The 17,438-nt window shown below is 71.7% G+C and carries 15 protein-coding genes; 11 read left to right on the forward strand and 4 right to left on the reverse strand.

Annotation, left to right across the window (positions count from 1 at the left end; translation table 11 throughout):
* Positions 1-78: 78 nt before the first annotated feature.
* From WME76_RS22400 to WME76_RS22415, 4 genes are all read left to right on the forward strand, one after another.
* Positions 79-1,131 (forward strand): LacI family DNA-binding transcriptional regulator, encoded by a 1,053-nt coding sequence (locus WME76_RS22400; protein WP_437954326.1) that lies wholly within the window; start codon positions 79-81, stop codon positions 1,129-1,131.
* Positions 1,132-1,204: 73 nt separating this feature from the next.
* The gene (locus tag WME76_RS22405) at positions 1,205-1,486 is read left to right on the forward strand and encodes a hypothetical protein (protein WP_437954327.1); all 282 of its coding nucleotides are present in this window, start codon (positions 1,205-1,207) and stop codon (positions 1,484-1,486) included.
* Between the two features lie 336 nt (positions 1,487-1,822).
* A complete protein-coding gene (locus tag WME76_RS22410) occupies positions 1,823-3,028 on the forward strand; it encodes a hypothetical protein (RefSeq protein WP_437954328.1) in 1,206 nt (401 codons plus the stop codon).
* A 688-nt stretch (positions 3,029-3,716) separates the two neighbouring features.
* Complete coding sequence (locus tag WME76_RS22415) at positions 3,717-9,038, forward strand: DUF4215 domain-containing protein (protein WP_437954329.1); 5,322 nt, start codon at positions 3,717-3,719, stop codon at positions 9,036-9,038.
* A 231-nt stretch (positions 9,039-9,269) separates the two neighbouring features.
* Here WME76_RS22415 and WME76_RS22420 read toward each other — a convergent pair whose 3' ends face one another.
* On the reverse strand, positions 9,270-9,827 hold the full coding sequence (locus WME76_RS22420) for a class I SAM-dependent methyltransferase (RefSeq protein ID WP_437954330.1): 558 nt from the start codon (positions 9,825-9,827) through the stop codon (positions 9,270-9,272).
* Between the two features lie 43 nt (positions 9,828-9,870).
* Here WME76_RS22420 and WME76_RS22425 point away from each other — a divergent pair, with 43 nt between their 5' ends.
* The 3 genes from WME76_RS22425 to WME76_RS22435 all read left to right on the forward strand — a co-directional run bounded on the left by WME76_RS22425 (position 9,871) and on the right by WME76_RS22435 (position 12,233).
* Positions 9,871-10,668 carry a phosphotransferase enzyme family protein gene (locus tag WME76_RS22425; protein WP_437954331.1) on the forward strand — a complete coding sequence of 266 codons (798 nt, stop codon included), beginning with the start codon at positions 9,871-9,873 and terminating at the stop codon, positions 10,666-10,668.
* 141 nt (positions 10,669-10,809) lie between these two features.
* The gene (locus WME76_RS22430; protein WP_437954332.1) at positions 10,810-11,202 is read left to right on the forward strand and encodes a hypothetical protein; all 393 of its coding nucleotides are present in this window, start codon (positions 10,810-10,812) and stop codon (positions 11,200-11,202) included.
* A 176-nt stretch (positions 11,203-11,378) separates the two neighbouring features.
* On the forward strand, positions 11,379-12,233 hold the full coding sequence (locus WME76_RS22435) for a hypothetical protein (RefSeq protein WP_437954333.1): 855 nt from the start codon (positions 11,379-11,381) through the stop codon (positions 12,231-12,233).
* Between the two features lie 54 nt (positions 12,234-12,287).
* On the opposite strand, the gene WME76_RS22440 is transcribed toward WME76_RS22435, so the two are convergent.
* Positions 12,288-13,070, reverse strand: coding sequence for a hypothetical protein (locus WME76_RS22440; RefSeq protein ID WP_437954334.1), 783 nt, complete (start codon positions 13,068-13,070; stop codon positions 12,288-12,290).
* A gap of 159 nt (positions 13,071-13,229) precedes the next feature.
* On the opposite strand from WME76_RS22440, the gene WME76_RS22445 reads away from it, so the two are divergent.
* The 4 genes from WME76_RS22445 (at position 13,230) to WME76_RS22460 (ending at position 15,854) form a co-directional block, all read left to right on the forward strand.
* The gene (locus WME76_RS22445) at positions 13,230-13,754 is read left to right on the forward strand and encodes a MarR family winged helix-turn-helix transcriptional regulator (protein WP_437954335.1); all 525 of its coding nucleotides are present in this window, start codon (positions 13,230-13,232) and stop codon (positions 13,752-13,754) included.
* 72 nt (positions 13,755-13,826) lie between these two features.
* The gene (locus WME76_RS22450; RefSeq protein WP_437954336.1) at positions 13,827-14,081 is read left to right on the forward strand and encodes a hypothetical protein; all 255 of its coding nucleotides are present in this window, start codon (positions 13,827-13,829) and stop codon (positions 14,079-14,081) included.
* A gap of 49 nt (positions 14,082-14,130) precedes the next feature.
* Positions 14,131-14,856 (forward strand): transcriptional regulator, encoded by a 726-nt coding sequence (locus tag WME76_RS22455; protein WP_437954337.1) that lies wholly within the window; start codon positions 14,131-14,133, stop codon positions 14,854-14,856.
* A gap of 194 nt (positions 14,857-15,050) precedes the next feature.
* Positions 15,051-15,854, forward strand: coding sequence for a hypothetical protein (locus tag WME76_RS22460; protein WP_437954338.1), 804 nt, complete (start codon positions 15,051-15,053; stop codon positions 15,852-15,854).
* Between the two features lie 28 nt (positions 15,855-15,882).
* Here the strand turns inward: WME76_RS22460 and WME76_RS22465 are convergent, their stop codons facing one another.
* Together WME76_RS22465 and WME76_RS22470 are read right to left on the reverse strand one after the other, a co-directional pair.
* Positions 15,883-16,485 carry a hypothetical protein gene (locus tag WME76_RS22465; protein WP_437954339.1) on the reverse strand — a complete coding sequence of 201 codons (603 nt, stop codon included), beginning with the start codon at positions 16,483-16,485 and terminating at the stop codon, positions 15,883-15,885.
* Between the two features lie 231 nt (positions 16,486-16,716).
* Positions 16,717-17,367, reverse strand: a complete 651-nt coding sequence (locus WME76_RS22470) for a glutathione binding-like protein (RefSeq protein WP_437954340.1) — start codon at positions 17,365-17,367, stop codon at positions 16,717-16,719.
* Positions 17,368-17,438: the final 71 nt, after the last annotated feature.

The raw sequence follows: 17,438 nt of genomic DNA on the forward strand, positions 1-17,438 counted from the left end.
CGAGAGAGGCGGGCGCCGGGCCGCGGTCGTGGTGGATGTCGATACCATTCTCCGCGCGCGCGACTAAGCTTGGCCCCGATGGACGGCAACTCTCCTCCCGAGCGGCGCATCAAGAGAGGCGGGCGCCGGGCCGCGGTCATGGTCGATGTGGCCAAGCTCGCCGGCGTCTCGTACCAGACGGTCTCGCGGGTCCTGCACGACAACCCCCACGTGCATCGGGACACGCGGGAGCGCGTGCTCGACGCGATCCGCCAGCTCGACTACCGCCCGAGCTCCGTGGCGCAGGCGCTCGTCACCGGGCGCTCGCGGACGCTCGGCGTGGTCAGCTTCGACACGACGCACTACGGCCCGGCGTCGACGCTCCACGGGCTCGAGACGGCGGCGCACGACGCCGGGTACGGCGTCAGCGTCGTCAGCCTGAAATCGCTCAGCCGCGCGCCGATGGTGGATGCGGTGAAGGGGCTGTGCGATCAGCGCGCCGACGGCATCATGGTCATCGCCCCGCTGCGGTCGGCGGTGGACGCGCTCCGCCACGTCACCTCCGACGTGCCGGTGGTCGCCGTCGAGGGTGGGCCGGACGATTCGGTCCCGGTGGTCGCCGTCGACCAGCACGGCGGCGCGGCGGCCGCGACGCGCCATCTCCTCGACCTGGGTCACCGGACGGTGTGGCACATCGCCGGTTCGATCGACTCGCTCGAGGCCGAGCAGCGCATCGACGGCTGGCGTTCGACGCTGGAGGCCGCGGGCGTCGAGCCGCCGCCTCTCCTGCGCGGCGACTGGAGCGCCCGCTCGGGCTACGAGCTCGCCCCGGAGCTGGCGCGCACGCCGGGCGCCACCGCCGTGTTCGTGGCCAACGACCAGATGGCGCTGGGCGTGCTCCGCTACCTCCACGAGATCGGACGCGCGGTGCCGCGGGACATCAGCATCGTCGGCTTCGACGACATCCCGGAGGCGGCCTACTTCACGCCTCCGATCACCACCGTCCGCCAGGACTTCTCCGAGCTGGGGCGCAGGTGCCTCCACTTGCTGCTCGGGCAGATCGAGAGCGGCCGCCGCTCCTGCTCGCGCGTCGTGGTCGAGGCCGAGCTGATCTTGCGCAAGAGCACCGCCGCGGTCCCCCGGAATCGATGAGCGCCTGGACGAGGGTGGCGGTGTTCGCTGGGCAACCCCGCTCGCGCCCATATCCATCGAGTCCGATCTGGACATGCCAAACACCGGTATGGGCTGCGCCTATGGCCTCGACCTCGAGAGCGGGCGGCTGATCTGGCAGACTCCTTGTGCACCCACGACGACCGTGGCGATAGCCGCGCCGGGACGGTTCCTGATCGGCCATCAGGGTTACGGCGCGCTCGATACCCACCTCTACGACGGCGAGGGGCGCCAGATCCAGCGCTGGAGGACGCACGGCTGGACCGATCTGGGTCCGCTGTGCGACGGGCCGTGGCCGTGCAGAGATGGTGGCGCCGGCGCGAATCCGGTGAAGTGATCCGCCGAACAGCGTGGCACTGGGCTCCCGCTCGCGCGCCGGTGGGCGTCAGCCGCACCTCCCAGCGCAGGAACGCATCCTTGAGGTGCTGGTCCACGTACCCCGGCTCCTCCCGCATCAAGAAGTGTCCGCCATCCTGCACGTCGCCGATCGCGGCACCCATGGTGGCAGGTCGTCGCCCTCGCGCGGTGGAGGGCGCAGGTGCGCACGTATCCCCACCACGAGTTTGTTGAGCCGTGGCGCCGCCGAGGGCGCACTGCTGTGCAGGAAGTCGAGATCACGCCACGACCGCGCCGGCGCTGGCCGGCGAGGCCCAGGATGGCGGCGGAGGAACTGATGACCCGTTTCGCTCGTATCACGCTGGTGTCGCTCACCCTCGCGCTCGTGCCCGCCTGCGGCGAGGCCACGGCGACGGCCGAGGCCGAGATGGCCCTGGACGAGGAGCTCGGCGCCGCGGCGCTGGTCGAGGAGCACGACGAGGGCAACGTCGCGTGGCGCATCGACGGCGACGGCCAGGTGAAGGCCGCGATCACCGCCAGCTCCGGCGCGCGCATCAAGGAGGACGTCGGCGGCACGCTCGTCTGGAAGCTGCCGTCCGGAGAGGCGCGGACGATCCCGCTCGCGGTCGACGCGAGGACGGGGCTCCTGGTCGCGGCGGGGCCGAAGCTCGAGGCGGACCTGACGGAGATCAGTTACACGCTCACGGTCTCGGGCAAGCCCTGGAGCGGCGCGCTGCACGTGCCGGCGGGCGGCACCGCGGAGCTCGCGGCGAGCGCCAAGGTGAGCGCGGAGAGCAAGCTGTCCGAGGTCACGGTGGGCCCCCACGGCGGCGCCATCCAGGTGGTCGGCGACGACCGGATCGAGATGGTCGCGGACGAGGCCACGGGAGAGGTGCGCGTCTACGTGCTCGATGTCCACCTCGAGCCGGTCCCCATCGAGGGGCGAACCCTGAAGCTGGGTCTCGTGGCCGAGCGACCGGAGGTCCTGGTCCTCGCGCCGGCGTCTGCAGGGCTCTACTTCGCGGGCAAGCTCGCCGCGGCGGTGAACCCGTTCAGGCTGACGGTCGCGCTCGGATTCCGCGGCACGACGCGCGTGGCGCTCTGGGGCCACCGTCCCGGCGTGCGCGTGATCGCGACGGCCGCGCGCGCGCCGCGGGTCAACATCCTCGTGAAGGGCTTCGTCGATGGGCCGGACGTCGACGCGCACGCCGGGGCGCGCGCCGACGTGGATGTGAGGGTGCACGATCACCACCACGGCGGCGACAAGGTCAAGGTTATGATCCACGACAAGCACCATGGCGGCGGCGACAAGGTCAAGGTCATGATCCACGACAAGCACCATGGCGGCGGCGACAAGGTCAAGGTCATGATCCACGACAAGCACCATGGCGGCGGCAGCAAGGTCATGATCCACGACAAGCACCATGGCGGCGGCGGCAAGGTCATGATCCACGACAAGCACCATGGCGGCGGCGACAAGGCGAACGCGCGTGGGAGCAGCGGCGGTGGCTCCAGGGCGGGCGGCGACAAGGGCAAGCGCTGAGGTACGCCGACGCCCGGGTGAACCGGGGCTGCTGACGCCCGCGCCGGGCGCTCCCGCGCGCCGGGGCGCACGCGTCTCCGCGTGTCCTTCCTCGGTCACCTTATCGTTTGCACACAAACTATTTCTCGACGCCCGGCGGACGCCTGGCTGTCAAGCCCGAACCGGGTTGTGGCCGCGGATCCCCCTCAGGTGACCTCCCAAGAGGAGAGAAAGCTGCCGAGTCCGGCCTCGCCGCGTCGCGCAAGGCGCGTCATTCGTCCGTGGCGCGCGGTGGAATCCACCGTGGAGAGACGCCGTGGCGAGACGTCGTGGGGATGCGCCGAGTGGCGCAGGATGGAGTGATTTTCGGCTAGAGGTGCGAGGCGCGCCCGATCTACCCTGGCCGAGGGTCGTCGACTTCCTGCCCGAGCGCATTCGCTCGTGTTCGTCGAGGTGTGTCGTGAGTTTGAGAACGTCTTATCTGGCTTTGGCGGTGGGCTTACTTCAAGTAACTGCCGCCTGCGGAGGGGATGCACCCTCCACAGGCGGCGTAGGCGGCGCGGGGAGCGGCGCGGTCTCCAGCGGCACCGGCGACACCGGCGACGGCGGCGGCGGGAGCGACTTCGGTGTCGGCGTCGGCTCCACCAGCGGCGCCGGGGGCGACAGGCCCGACCCCTGCGAGGGCGAGAACCCGCCCGACGAGTGCAACTTGCCGCAGGAGCCAGCCTGCGGCGACGGCGAGATCAACCAGGCCAGCGAGGCGTGCGACGACGGCAACAGCCTGCCCGGCGACTGCTGTTCCGGTCTGTGCGAGATCGAGCCCTACTGCGAGTGTCCGACGCCCGGCGCGCCGTGCGTGCTGACGATCGCGTGCGGCGACGGCGCCGTCGATCCGGGCGAGTTCTGCGACGACGGCAACACCGTCGACGGCGATGGATGCAGCGCCGACTGCTACTTCGTCGACCCCTCGTACGTCTGTCCGAAGCCGGGCGAGCTGTGCACGCTGCTCTACGACTGCGGCGATGGCCGCGTGAACGGCTCGGAGCAGTGCGACGACCGCAACGAGACCTCCGGCGACGGATGCAGCGCGACGTGCACGCGCGAGCCGGGCTTCGTGTGCGCGCGGCCCGGGCAGCCCTGCGAGCGCCAGCCGGTCTGCGGCAACGGCGTGAAGGAGAGCGGCGAGCAGTGCGATGACGGCAACACCACGGGCGGCGACGGCTGCTCGAGCCTCTGCCGGCAGGAGTCGTTCTACACGTGCCCCACCCCGGGCGAGCCCTGCGAGCTGCAGATCCGGTGCGGCGACGGCGCGGTCGACCCCGGCGAGCTCTGCGACGACGGCAACACAACGGACGGCGACGGCTGCAGCGCCGATTGCCGGGTGCTGGATCCGCTCTTCGTGTGCCCCGACGCGGGTGAGCCCTGCATCCGCCTCTACCGCTGCGGCGATGGCCGCGTGAACAACGGCGAGCAGTGCGAGGACGGCGACGACCCGCCGGCGTCCGGCGACGGCTGCAGCGCGACGTGCATGCGCGAGCCGGGCTACGTGTGCCCGAGGCCGGGGCAGGCGTGCGAGCTCCTGCCGGTCTGCGGCAACGGGCTCCTCGAGAGCGGCGAGCAGTGCGACGACGGCAATGTCGCGAGCGGCGACGGCTGCTCGAGCCTCTGCCGGCAGGAGTCGTTCTACACCTGTCCGAGGCCGGGACAGCCCTGCGAGCGGACGATCCGGTGCGGCGACGGCGTCGTGAACCCGGGCGAGATCTGCGACGACGGCAACACCGCGAGCGGCGACGGCTGCAGCGCCGATTGCGGCGCGGTCGAGGCGCCCTACGTGTGCGCCCGGCCTGGCGAGCCCTGCACCCTCCCCTTCCGATGCGGCGATGGCCGCGTGAACAACGGCGAGGAGTGCGAGGACGGCGACGACCCGCCCGCGTCCGGCGACGGCTGCAGCGCGACGTGCACGCGCGAGGAAGGGTATCAGTGCAGCCGGCCGGGTCATCCGTGCACCCGGCTCCCGGTCTGCGGCAACGGCGCCAGGGAGACGGGCGAGCAGTGCGACGACGGCAACACCGCCGGCGGCGACGGCTGCTCGAGCCTGTGCCGGCAAGAGGCGTTCTACACCTGCACGACCCCCGGGCGGCCCTGCCAGCTGACGCTCCGGTGCGGCGACGGCGTCGTGAACCCGGGCGAGATCTGCGACGACGGCAACACCGCGAACGGCGACGGCTGCAGCGCGGACTGCAAGGCGATCGAGGCGTCCTATGCGTGCCCCCGGCCGGGTGAGGCCTGCACCCTCCTCTACCGGTGCGGCGACGGCCGCGTGAACGGCGCCGAGCAGTGCGACGACGGCGACGATCCGCCGGCGTCCGGCGACGGCTGCTCGGCGGACTGCCGCCTCGAGGACGGCTGGATCTGCCGGCCTGGCCAGCCCTGCACGCGGCGGACGTTCTGCGGCGACGGCGCGGTCCAGGCGGGCGAGCAGTGCGACGACGGCGGCGACACGAGCCCCGTCGGCGGCGACGGCTGCACCGCGCAGTGCAAGCTCGAGCTCGGCTGGACGTGCCCGCCGACCGGCGGCCGCTGCACCCCGCCCGCGCCGCCCGTGTGCGGCGACGGCGTGATCGGCGGCACCGAGTCGTGCGACGACGGCCAGGAGCCCCCGGCCGACGGCGACGGCTGCAGCGCCGACTGCCAGCTCATCGAGGATGGGTGGGATTGCTCGCGCGTCGGCTTCCCCTGCAAGACCGTCTGCGGCGACGGCATCAGGATGGGCGCCGAGCAGTGCGACGACGGCGATCTCTTCCCCGGCGACGGCTGCGACGAGACCTGCAAGATCGAGCCGGGCCGGGTGTGCGACGACGGCGAGCCCCAGGATTGTCTGGGCTTCTCGGTCTGCGGCGACGGCATCCCCGAGGGCACCGAGGTCTGCGACGACGGCAACACCACCTGGCGTGACGGCTGCACGCCGGACTGCAAGCGCGAGCCGACCTGCCCGGCCGGCGCGTGCATCTCGGAGTGCGGCGACGGCATCCTCCTGCCCGGCGACGCGACCGAGCAGTGCGATGACGGCAACAACGAGAGCGGCGACGGCTGCTCCGCCGAGTGCGAGATCGAGGCCGGCTACACCTGCACGGTGGAGACCACCGAGATGCGGCTGCCGATGGTCCTCCGCGACTTCATCGGTTACTGCCCGACGACCAACACCTTCAGCGCCACGGCCAACGCCGCCTGCGACGCCAACCAGAGCGACGCGCTCCGCGGGCACCTCGACTTCGAGATCAGCCCCGACGGCGCGCAGATCGACGGCACCGTCCGGACGACGCTCGACGACGACGGCAAGCCCTTCAACGTCCGCGGGGCCGGCCCGCTCACGCCGGGCAACGGGAACGGCTGGACCACGGGGCAGACCAACTTCCAGTGGTGGTACCGGGACAACCCCAACTTCAACAGGACGTTCATCACCACGATCGATCTGCTCGAGATGGGCCCCGGCACCTTCGTGTACGAGCGGGAGCCGTTCTGGCCGCTGGACCTCAACCCGCCCGGCGGGGATCCCGTGCTCGAGAGCCTGGTCGCCAGCGGCCTGGAGCTGCAGCAGAACGGCGACGCAGGCCAGAGGCACAACTTCTACTTCACGAGCGAGGTCCGCTACTGGTTCCAGTTCAACTCGGACCCCGGGGCGCCCGACCCTGTCCTCACGTTCTTCGGTGACGACGACGTCTGGGTGTTCATCAAGAACACGCTGACCGCGGACATCGGCGGCATCCACCAGCGCAACCAGGAGAGCGTGACCATCCTCGACAACGGCGACGCGCGGGTGACCCCCTGCGACGAGGACAACTGCGTGGACCGCGCGCCCTACGTCATCGACCTGAACCTCGAGAACGGCAAGGTCTACGAGATCGCGGTGTTCCAGGCCGAGCGCCACGTCACCGGGTCGAACTACCAGCTCACGCTGGCGGGCTTCAGCGCCGGCAGGTCGGTCTGCGAGCCCCAGTGCGGGGTCGACCCGCCGGTCGTGACGCCGGGGGAGGAGTGCGACGACGGCCGCGCGAACGGGACCGGCTACGGCAAGTGCAACAACTGCCAGCTCGGGCCGTACTGCGGCGACGGCCTCCGGAACGGCCCCGAGGCGTGCGACAACGGCGTCAACAACAGCACGTACGCCAACGCGTCCGGCGCCTGCGCGCCGGGGTGCGTCGCCCCGCCCCGCTGCGGCGACGGCGCGGTCAACGCCCCGTACGAGGCGTGCGACCTCGGCGCCGGCAACACGGCCAGCGGCTACGGCGGCTGCACGACGTCGTGCGAGATCGGGCCGTCGTGCGGCGACGGCACGGTGAACGGCTCGGAGCAGTGCGACGACGGCATCAACGACGGCGCGTACGACACCTGCAACCCGAACTGCACGCGCGCCCCGCGGTGCGGCGACGGCCGGGTGGACGAGGCGTGGGGCGAGGAGTGCGACAGCGCGACCGACCCGAACTGCGTCAACTGCCGGATCCCCGAGCAGTGCGGCAACGGCGTCGTGCAGGCGGAGTTCGACGAGGAGTGCGACGACGGCGTCAACGACGGCGGGTACGGCCAGTGCGGCCCCTCGTGCGTCAACGGGCCTCGTTGCGGCGACGGCATCGTCCAGCCCGAGGAGGAGAGCTGCGACCTCGGCGATGGGCGCAACACCGGCGCTTACGGCGGGTGCACGCGCTCCTGCGGCTACGGTCCGTACTGCGGCGATGGCGTCAGGAACGGCAGCGAGGGGTGCGACGACGGCGTGAACGACGGCGCCTACGGCACCTGCAACCCGAGCTGCACGCCGGCGCCGCGGTGCGGTGACAACCGCGTCGACGTGGACTGGGGCGAGGCGTGCGACAGCGCGGCCGACCCGAACTGCGTCAACTGCCAGCTCGCCCCGCAATGCGGCAACGGCGTCGTGCAGCCGGGTGAAGGCGAGGAGTGCGATGACGGCGTGAACGACGGCGGGTACGGCCAGTGTGGCCCGTCGTGCGTGTACGGGCCCCGCTGCGGCGACGGCATCGTGCAGCCCGGCGAGGAGCAATGCGATCTCGGCGAGGGCCGCAACACCGGCGCCTACGGCGGCTGCACGCCCACCTGCAGGTACGCGCCGTACTGCGGCGATGGCGTCAGGAACGGCTCCGAGGCGTGCGACGACGGCGTGAACGACGGCACGTACGGCACCTGCGCGCCGGGCTGCACGCCGGCGCCGAGGTGCGGCGACAACCGCGTCGACGCGGACTGGGGCGAGGAGTGCGACAACGCGGCCGATCCGACCTGCGCGAGCTGCCGGTTCGCCTCGCACTGCGGCGACGGCGTGACCCAGTCGCAGTTCGGCGAGGAGTGCGACGACGGCATCAACGACGGCGGCTACGGCCAGTGCGGCCCGAGCTGCCTGCTCGGCCCGCGCTGCGGCGACGCCATCGTCCAGCCCGAGGACGAGGACTGCGACCTCGGCGAGATGAACAGCGGCGTCTACGGCGGTTGCACCGTGGAATGCACGTACGGGCCGTACTGCGGCGACGGCGTCATCAGCGGCGCCGAGACGTGCGACGACGGCGTGAACGACGGCTTCTACGGGAGCTGCCTGCCCAACTGCACCCCGGCGGCGCGCTGCGGTGACAACCGCGTCGACGACACGTGGGGCGAGCAGTGCGATCCGCCGAACGCGGCGACGGGCTGCAGCAACAACTGCCGCCTCGGCGCGCAGTGCGGCGATGGCGTCGTCCAGGCCGGCGAGCAGTGCGACGACGGCGTGAACGACGGCGGCTACGGCGAGTGCGGCCCGCGGTGCCAGCTCGGCCCGCGCTGCGGCGACGGCATCCGCAACGGCACCGAGCAGTGCGACGACGGCGACGGCAACAACACCGGCGGCTACGGCAAGTGCGCGCCGGGGTGCGTCTACGGCCCGTACTGCGGTGACGGCAGGCTGCAGAGCCTCTACGAGGAGTGCGACGACGGCAACCGCATGGGCGGCGACGGCTGCAGCCTGACCTGCCAGTTCGACAGCATCCCCAACTGACCAGTCGGCAGCGGGCGCGCGGGGAGCAGGCCTCGACCGAGGCCTGCCCCCGCGACATCGCCGCCCGCGCCGCCGGCCTCCCCGCCCCCGCCTCCCCGCCTCCGACCTCCCTGCCACGATCTCGAAGACGCCGCCCCTCGCGGTCGCCCGGGACCGGGCCACCCTGGAGCGCTGGCTACAGCGAGCCCTCACGCGGCGATCGCGGCGGGGCCCTCGCGGTGGACCGCTCCGTCACCTCGCGCAGGAGACGACCTCGGCGTGTGGGCGGCGGAGGTAGTCCGCCCAGTGGTCGGCGCCCAGCGAGGCGATGCCCTCGGGCGAGATCCGCGGCGCGTGCCAGACGATGTCGCGGAAGCCGGCGCCTCGCAGGGCAGCCTCGTAGCTGGGCCGCGTCCAGTGGTAAGCGTCGATCGAGAGCTCCACGCCAGGCCAGGCGGCCTTCAGCGTCACCTTGTCCCCTTCCCTGCCGCGCGAGATCAGCTCGAAGCCGTATCTCCGGTAATACCCTGGATCGGCGAGCTCGATATCGGGGCTCATGCAGATGGACACCAGCCGTCCGCCCGGCGAGAGCGCCGCGTGCAGGCTCGCGCACATCTCGCGCACGATCGCCAGCGAAGGCGCGTAGTGCAGGAGGTACGTCGCGGTGACCACGTCGAACGCGCCGAGGTCGCGGGCGTTCACGGCGTCCATCACGTGGTACTCGATGCCGAGCGGCTGCTCCGCCTCGAGCTGGCGGCGCCGCGCCAGGGTGGCCGTTGATCGGCGCCGGGCGCGGTGTGGCCTCGACACCGTCTCTCGACCAGCCCGCCCGCGCGTGAGAGGATGGCGCGGCATGGCCGCGAAGGTGGAGGAAGAGACGGTATTCCAGGGCGGGATCAACACCGTGCGCCGGCGCGGCGACAGGGTCCACCGGCCCGCGAGCGCGGCGGCGCCGGCCATCCACCGGCTGCTGCGGCACCTGCGGGCAGCGGGCTTCGACGGGGCGCCGGAGCCGCTCGGGTACGACGACGAGGGCAACGAGGTGCTCTCGTTCCTCGAGGGCGACGTGCACAACCCCCTTCCGGCCGAGCTGCGGACTCCCGATCTCCTGGCCTCCGCCGCCACGTTGCTGCGCCGCTTCCACGACGCGAGCGCGACGTTCGTGCCCGGGCCGGACGATCGTTGGCAGCTACCTGCCCGGTCGCCGGCCGAGGTGATCTGCCACGGGGACATCGCGCCCTACAACAGCGTCGTCCGCGACGGCCGGGTCGTGGGCTTCTTCGACTTCGACGTCGCTCACCCGGGCCCGCGGCTGTGGGATCTGGCCTACGCGGTCTATCGGTTCGCCCCGCTCCACGCGCCGACCAACCCGGACAGCGCCGGCAGCCCGGCGGAGCAGGCGCGGCGGGTGGCCCATTTCTGCCGCGCCTACGGCGTCGAGCCCGGGGCCTCGCTGCTCGACGCCGTCACCGACCGGCTCGCGGCGCTCCTCGCCTCCATGCGCGCGCGGGCCGCGGCCGGCGAGGCCGCGTCGCTGGCGCACATCGCCGCGGGCCACCCGGCGCTCTACGAAGAGGACATCCGCTACCTGCGGGCGCAGCGCGACCTCCTGCTGCGGGTCTTCGCCTCTCCCCTGGTCGACCCAGGCTGAGCCCGGCGCGGGCGCCTCACGGCGTATGTCCGTCACGCCGTCATGAGCCACAAAAAGAAGGCCAGGAACGCCGCCAGCCCGGCGCCGGCGGCGCTTGCGGTCGGCCCCTGCGGGCACCACACGGCCGGCGAGGGAACGACCATGACAAGACACCAAGCCGAGACGCCGGACAAGCACCCGGCGGAGTACGAGAGCGACCTGAACCCCAACGCCATGGCGGGCCAGAACATCGGCGCGCCCTCGCCGGCGGACGACACCATGCCTGCCGTCGACCTCAAGGAAACCCACGTCCTGCTCCCCGAGCTCGACAACGATGAGCTGCGGGCTCTACGGATCATCCGGCCGGGGCGGCGCCTCGAGCAGAACGCGACGTACATCGACCTCAACGACCGCGAGCGCGGCGAGTTCACCGTCACCGGCGAGAAGGTGACCCGGCCCGACGACCTGATCGTGGCCAAGAAGCACACGGACTACGAGCTCTGGAACCGGCTCCGCGGCCTGCACGGCGCGAAGCGCACCGGCACCGATCGGTAGCCGGGCACGGAAGCGGCGGGCCCCGGCGGTTGACTGCGCCCCACCACGAGGGCCGAATACCACGGCCCCGCTCGTCTGCCTCGCTGGCGACCGGCGCGGGCCCTTGGACCACGGCTCGCTCGGCCTCCGGCCGGCAGCCCTCGTGGCGGACTCACGCCGGGGAGATACGTGCTTCGATGAGCGACTCAACCGATGTTCACGCCTTCGCGCAGCTCGTCCTGGATGGCGTCGACTGCGGCCCGATCCACAAGCTCGAGGGGAGCGGCGGCGCCCGGAGCAAGGTCGCTTCGGTGCCCCACGATCCCTTGACGGTGCACATCGGCGTCGGGATGGGCGCCCCCCTGATGGACTGGATCCAGTCGGCGCTCGGAGGGCAGCCGACGCGCAAGAGCGGCGTGCTCAGGATGGCGGGCGACGGGCGCGCGGCCCCGGTGGTCCGCGCCTTCGAGGACGCGAGGATCACCGGGATCACGCTCCCGGCCTGTGACACCGCCGCCGCGCAGCGCACCGCGCTCGTGGTCGTGACGGTCTCGCCCTCGGCCGTGCGCGAGCAGAAGGGCGACGGCGGCGTCCTCCCGGCGCCGCAGCAGAAGAAGCTGAGGCCGCTTTACCCGTCGCGCTTCAAGCTCGCCATCGATGGCCTGGAACAGCAGTGTTCCAGGATCTCGAAGGTCGATTCGCTCACGTTCGAGCAGAAGACCGTCGTCGATACGGTGGGCGAGGGCGGCGAGCAGCCCGCCGGATCCACGAAGCTCGAGCTCCCCCACCTCAGGATCACCGTGGACGCAGCGGACCTCGGGGCGTTCAGGGCCTGGTACGAGGAGTTCGTGGCCTGCAGCGAGAAAGGCACCTGCGGCGACGGCGACGGGTGCCGCAACAAGCAGGGCCGCCTCGCCTACCTCGACCCCGCGGGGGACGAGCTGCTCTCGCTCGAGCTGAGGCGCCTCGGCGTCGTCAAGGTCTCGACCGGGAGCACGGCGAGCGCGACCGTCGAGATCTCCTTCGAGAGCGCCGCCCTGAAGCTCGGATGAGCGGTCGCGGGCGCTGCGGGCTCGAGGAGGCCCCGCCTTCGCGCAGCCGGGACGTCAGCCGGGCGTCGGGGAGAGATCCCCTGCCCCGCCCTGGACGCCGCGATCCGCGGGGCGACGATCGGTGATCCCGGCCGGCGGCACCTCGCCTCGCCGCGCGCGCGGCAGCAGGAAGCCCGCCACGATGAGCCAGACGAAGCCGGGAAACCGCGTGAGCGGGATGAGGAACAACGCCCCCGGGACGACGAGGCTCAAGGCGCTGAGCTCGCCGACCGCCGCCAGCGCCAGGCCGGACACGGCGAGCCAGCGAGGCAGGAGCCCCATGACGAGCGCGGGGACGGAGATCCCCGCGACGAGCAGGCCGAGCGGCACCGTGGTGCCAGGGCCCCCGACGGCGAAGATCATGAAGTGCAGCCCGCGCGTGAGCGCCGCGTCGTCCGCGATGCCAGGCAGCGCGAGCGACCACTGGATCAGCGCGGAGAGCGCCATCGCCGTCGAGGCGGCCAGGCCGCCGAACCACGCGATCGAGGGGCCAGCGGCGCTCGAGCCGTGGAACCGCAGGCGGCTCACCAGCGTGGCCGAGAGGACGCCGAGCGGGATCGCCGCGGAGAACTGCAGGAAGGCGCAGAGGCGCACCCTGGCCCCGACGTCGCCCCGGAAATAGGCCACCACCTCGCCGGGCGCCTGCAGCGGAGACGGGAAGTGCGTGTCACCCGCGAGGAGCGTGACGGGCACGAGGCTCGCGAGGAAGAGCAGCGTGAACACCGCCGCGACGGCGCCGGGGTTCGGAGCCCTGTGGACGCTGCCGCTTGCTGCTTTCGGGTCGTTGGAGTCCGTCATAGGGTTCCTCCCGTGAGATCCAGCAGGCGCGCCGGCGCTTCCCGCCCTCCCTGGCCCGCACCAGCGCGGACGAAGGGCTCCGGCTCGACACCCGGGACCCAGGCAACATAGTTAACTCCATGAATCATTCATGTAGATAACTATCTGGGAGAAGCACGGATGACCTCGGGGCGATCGTCTGACCCGCCCTCGCCCCCCGGCGCGGAGCTGGCGTTCCTGCTCGCGCAGGTGGGGGCTCACGCCGCGGCGCGGTTCGCCGAGCGGCTGGCGCCGCTGCAGCTGCTCCCGCCGCACGCCGGCATCCTGCGCGCGATCGGCCAGGCGAACGGCATCAGCCAGGCGGCGCTGAGCGAGCGGCTCGGCATGTTCCCGAGCCGGCTGGTCGTCCTGCTGGACGCGCTGGAGGAGCGCGGGCTCCTGGAGCGGCGGAGCAGCCCGGAGGACCGCCGCTCCTACGCGCTCCACCTCACCGGGGCGGGGCAGGAGATGGTGCAGCGGATCGGGCGCGTCGCAGAGGAGCACCGGCAGGCGCTCTGCGCGGCGCTCGACGACGCGGAGCAGGCGCAGCTCGCGGCGCTCCTCGGGCGGATCGCGGCCGAGCAAGGGCTCACGGCCGGCGTTCACCCGGGGTATCGCAAGCTCGGCAAGGGCAAGGGAGGCCCGGCGGGCCCGGAGGGGTGTTGAGGACCTCGCCGTTCAAGGGCCTCCTCGCCGTGGGCGTCGCGCGCACCCTTCGACATCGACGAGCTCGCGCTCATGACCGATCCCTCCATCGACGAGGCCGGCAACCTGTGGATGCCCCGGAGCGCGGGCTCGCTCTACCGCATCGACGCCGAGAAGCTCACCAGGGAGGAGCCCGCCCTCATCGCGCTCACGAGCGACGTCATCGGACATGCGGTGAAGCTCACGCTCAACACCGTCAAAGGGCCCACCTACATCGCTCCTCGAGCTCCTCCGCGCGCCGTACACGCCGCGTCGTCATCCCACGCTCAGCCCGCCTGCCCGCGATGACATCGATTTCGCTCGACGAAGCTGCGGTCTTTCGGCGTAGCGTGGTGTCATGCCCCTGCGACGCGATCACGCCCTCTCCTGCACAACGCTCCTGATCATCGCGTGTGGACTGGCCGGCTGCGGCAAGGCTTCCACGCGACCCGCGGCCGCGCCGGAGGCCGCGGCCGCGCCCGAGCCGATCACGCTCCGGCGCTCGGCGGACGACATCATCCTCGCGGCGAAGCTGCCGCCCGAGACCGCGCCGCGTGCGTCGCTCGAGATCCACCGCCTCGACGCCTACGCCGTGTGCAACGCGGCGCAGGCGCGCCTGTCGGCGAGCGTGAGCGCGAGCGCGCGCGCCGAGGTGGGGGCGGGGCCGAGCGCGCTCACGCTGTCGAGCCTCGTCATCGGCGGCCTCGGGCTCGCGGGGGGCGTCGCCACCACGGTGCTGGCGGCGGGCCTCGAGGCGCCGCCGCTGCCGCCGCCGGGCTCACCGTCGCTCCCGGACGCGGAGCCGCCGGACGTGGAGGGCAAGACAGGGGTCATCGTGGTGGGTGTCCTCACCGGGGTCGTCGTCGTGGGGGCGGTGGTCGGGACGCTCCTGCTCGCCGGTGGCGACGACGACGAGGACGACAAGCGCAAGCTCGACCTGGGTGTCGGCAGCCCCGCCGTGCGGGGGCTCCGCGACGCCATCCGCGCCTTCGAGGCCGCGTGCCCGGACGAGCCGGCCGAGGACGCCCTCGCGGCGTGCATCGACAGGGCGCGCGCCCTCCGCAAGACCTGCGCGGCCCAGTGACGCCGCTCGCGGGGGCGGTCCCCGGCGCTCCGACACGGTGAAGCGCCTCGCCCGGTCATGGCGCGGGCGCGCGCAGCGCCGGCGCCCGGCGCGCGGCTCACGGCATGTTCATTTTCAAACCTCATGGTTCCGCGTTTGGGTACGGTGGACGAGCCGGACAAGGACGGGCACAACGCCGGATTCCGGGAGACGAGATGAAGCGCATTCACCTCTTCGAGCTGGAAGACTTCCCCTGGTTCCCGGGCTGGCTGCGGACCTGCATGACGCGCCTGATCGTGACCATGCACAGGGCGCTGGGATCGAGCGAGGAGCTGGCCGAGCTGATCGCCAGGGCGCTCACGGCGTCGGGCGCGTCGCGCATCATCGACCTGTGCTCCGGGAGCGGCGGGCCGATGCCCGACGTCCTGCGGACCCTGAACACGAAGCCTGGGCTCGATCAGGTCACGCTGACGCTGACCGATCTGTACCCCAACACGGAAGCCGCTCAGCGCATCAACGGCCAGGAAGGGAGCAACGTCTCGTACCGGCTCGACCCGCTGGACGCCACGAAGGTGGACGGCGAGACGGCGGGGCTCCGGACGATGGTCAGCAGCTTCCATCACATGAAGCCGGACGTCGCAAGGAAGATCCTGGAGTCGGCCCAGCGGAGCAGGCAGCCGATCTGCATCTTCGAGATCAGCGACAACAGCTTCCCGCGCTTCCTCTGGTGGACGGCGCTGCCGGTCAGCTTCGTGATGTGCCTGCTCATCACGCCGCTGGCGAGGCCCATGACCGCGCGGCAGCTCGTCTTCACCTACCTCGTCCCGATCATCCCCCTGTGCTTCGCGTGGGACGGCGCGGTCTCGAACGCGAGGACCTACACGCTCGGCGACCTGGACGAGCTGCTGCAGGGCCTCGGCGACGAGGGCTACCGGTGGGAGAAGGGCGTGATCCGCGGGAAGGCCAGGAAGCTCTACCTGCTCGGCCTCCCGACCCAGGGCGCCGGCGGCGGGGGTTGAACCGGCGCCAGCGCGTCCCGCGGCGGGGCTACTGGATCCCCTGATCGATGTAGAAGCCCGTGTGCCCGCCCGGCACGGTCACTTTCCCCGCGACCGGCGTGAACGTCCCGGAAGGCACGATGTTATCGGCCGGAGCGCCGATCGGGAGGATCTGATACCACGTGAGCCGCGTGAGCCCGTTCGCGTTCTTGGTGATGCGGAGGTAGACGTTGCCCTGCTTGTAGAGGGCTCCGCCGCTCACCGGATCGCCCGAGAACGGCGCCCAGGCCACGTCCCTGGGCAATGCGAAGGTCTGAGCGCCGCTCTGCTGGGGCGGTGAGCTCTCGCCGCTGACATGAGACAGCACGAGGTTCTCGGATCCGAGCGCCGAGAGCGCCTGCGTGTTCACGTACCAGTATTCGGTCGCCGCGCTGTAATTGCCGACGTTCGCGTCGCCGATGACCAGCGTCCTGGCGAACGGCATCCCGCCGAGCTTCAGCGTGAAGAGCCGCCAGGCCCTGCCGTCCGGATCGAGCTGCGGCGCGGCCGCCTCGCCGACGACCTCGGCGGCGCCCTCGTCCGGCGCGTAGCAGCCGGGAGTGAAGATGGATGCACACACGAATGCGCCGAGCAGAGCTGATCGCCATTGCATACACAGATCTCCTTCTGCGGTGTCGCGTAATGAAGCTCGTCCCAGCGCCGCGTCCCCCCTTGGCGGCGCCGACCGAGACATGTCCGTATAAATCAACACGTATCCATTCTCAAGCAAGAGCAGGAATTCACCGCTCCAGATCAATAGGCAACACCGGACGAAGGTAGCCCCGCAACGCTTGATCTTGGGGCGCGCGAGCTCAGAGCAGCTCGATGCCGTCGTTCTCGAAGATCACGCGCGCGCAGGAGCGGCCTTCGCGTGCCGCTCGATCTCCCGGGCGTAGCGCGCCCGCTCCTCGGCGAAGGCGCGCGCGACGGCCGGGCGCTGCTGGAGACGCGCGTGGTACGCGGGGAGCGCCGGCCAGGTCTTCAGGTCGACGGGCGTGACCTGCGACCAGTTGAGCACCGTGAAGAGGTAGGCGTCCGCCACCGAGAAGCGGTCGAGCAGGAACTCCCGCCCAGCGAGCCGCCCGGCCACCCAGCCGAGGCGCGCGTCGGCCTTCGCGAGCGCATAGGACTTCGCCTCGGCCGGCGCCGCCCTGTCCAGGAGCGGCACGTAAAGCGCCTTGTGGAGCTCCGTCCCGATGAACGAGAGCCACTGCCGGAGCCGCGCCCGACCGAGCGGATCCGGCGGCGCGAGCTCGGCCTCCGGATACCGGTCCGCGATGAGCTGCAAGATCGCCGCGTTCTCGGTGACGAGCTCGCCGCCCTCGACCTCGAGCGCGGGCACGAGGCCGAGCGGGTGGATCGCGCGGAAATCCGCGCCGTCCTCGGTTCGCTTCGTCTTCGGGTCGACCTCGACGAACGAGGCCTCGGCGCCCGCCTCGTAGAGGGCGATGCGCGAGGCGAGAGAGCATGCGAGCGGGGAGAAATAGAGCTTCATGAGCAGCACCTCCTGACGACGACGAACGTGCCTCTCCCTGGCCTGTGCGTCCAACGCATCGTCGTGATAGG

The organism is Sorangium sp. So ce119 (assembly GCF_051524405.1).
GTDB classification, from domain to species: Bacteria; Myxococcota_A; Polyangia; order Polyangiales; family Polyangiaceae; genus Sorangium; species Sorangium cellulosum_G.

Bases quoted from the DNA above. Each gene is read 5' to 3' on its own strand.
- WME76_RS22425 (WP_437954331.1), top strand. From the start codon at position 9,871: ATGGCCGCGAAGGTGGAGGAAGAGACGGTATTCCAGGGCGGGATCAAC.
- WME76_RS22465 (WP_437954339.1), bottom strand. From the start codon at position 16,485: ATGCAATGGCGATCAGCTCTGCTCGGCGCATTCGTGTGTGCATCCATC.
- WME76_RS22410 (WP_437954328.1), top strand. From the start codon at position 1,823: ATGACCCGTTTCGCTCGTATCACGCTGGTGTCGCTCACCCTCGCGCTC.
- WME76_RS22445 (WP_437954335.1), top strand. From the start codon at position 13,230: ATGACCTCGGGGCGATCGTCTGACCCGCCCTCGCCCCCCGGCGCGGAG.
- WME76_RS22440 (WP_437954334.1), bottom strand. From the start codon at position 13,070: ATGACGGACTCCAACGACCCGAAAGCAGCAAGCGGCAGCGTCCACAGG.
- WME76_RS22430 (WP_437954332.1), top strand. From the start codon at position 10,810: ATGACAAGACACCAAGCCGAGACGCCGGACAAGCACCCGGCGGAGTAC.
- WME76_RS22400 (WP_437954326.1), top strand. From the start codon at position 79: ATGGACGGCAACTCTCCTCCCGAGCGGCGCATCAAGAGAGGCGGGCGC.
- WME76_RS22460 (WP_437954338.1), top strand. From the start codon at position 15,051: ATGAAGCGCATTCACCTCTTCGAGCTGGAAGACTTCCCCTGGTTCCCG.
- WME76_RS22405 (WP_437954327.1), top strand. From the start codon at position 1,205: ATGCCAAACACCGGTATGGGCTGCGCCTATGGCCTCGACCTCGAGAGC.
- WME76_RS22470 (WP_437954340.1), bottom strand. From the start codon at position 17,367: ATGAAGCTCTATTTCTCCCCGCTCGCATGCTCTCTCGCCTCGCGCATC.
- WME76_RS22435 (WP_437954333.1), top strand. From the start codon at position 11,379: ATGAGCGACTCAACCGATGTTCACGCCTTCGCGCAGCTCGTCCTGGAT.
- WME76_RS22455 (WP_437954337.1), top strand. From the start codon at position 14,131: ATGCCCCTGCGACGCGATCACGCCCTCTCCTGCACAACGCTCCTGATC.
- WME76_RS22450 (WP_437954336.1), top strand. From the start codon at position 13,827: ATGACCGATCCCTCCATCGACGAGGCCGGCAACCTGTGGATGCCCCGG.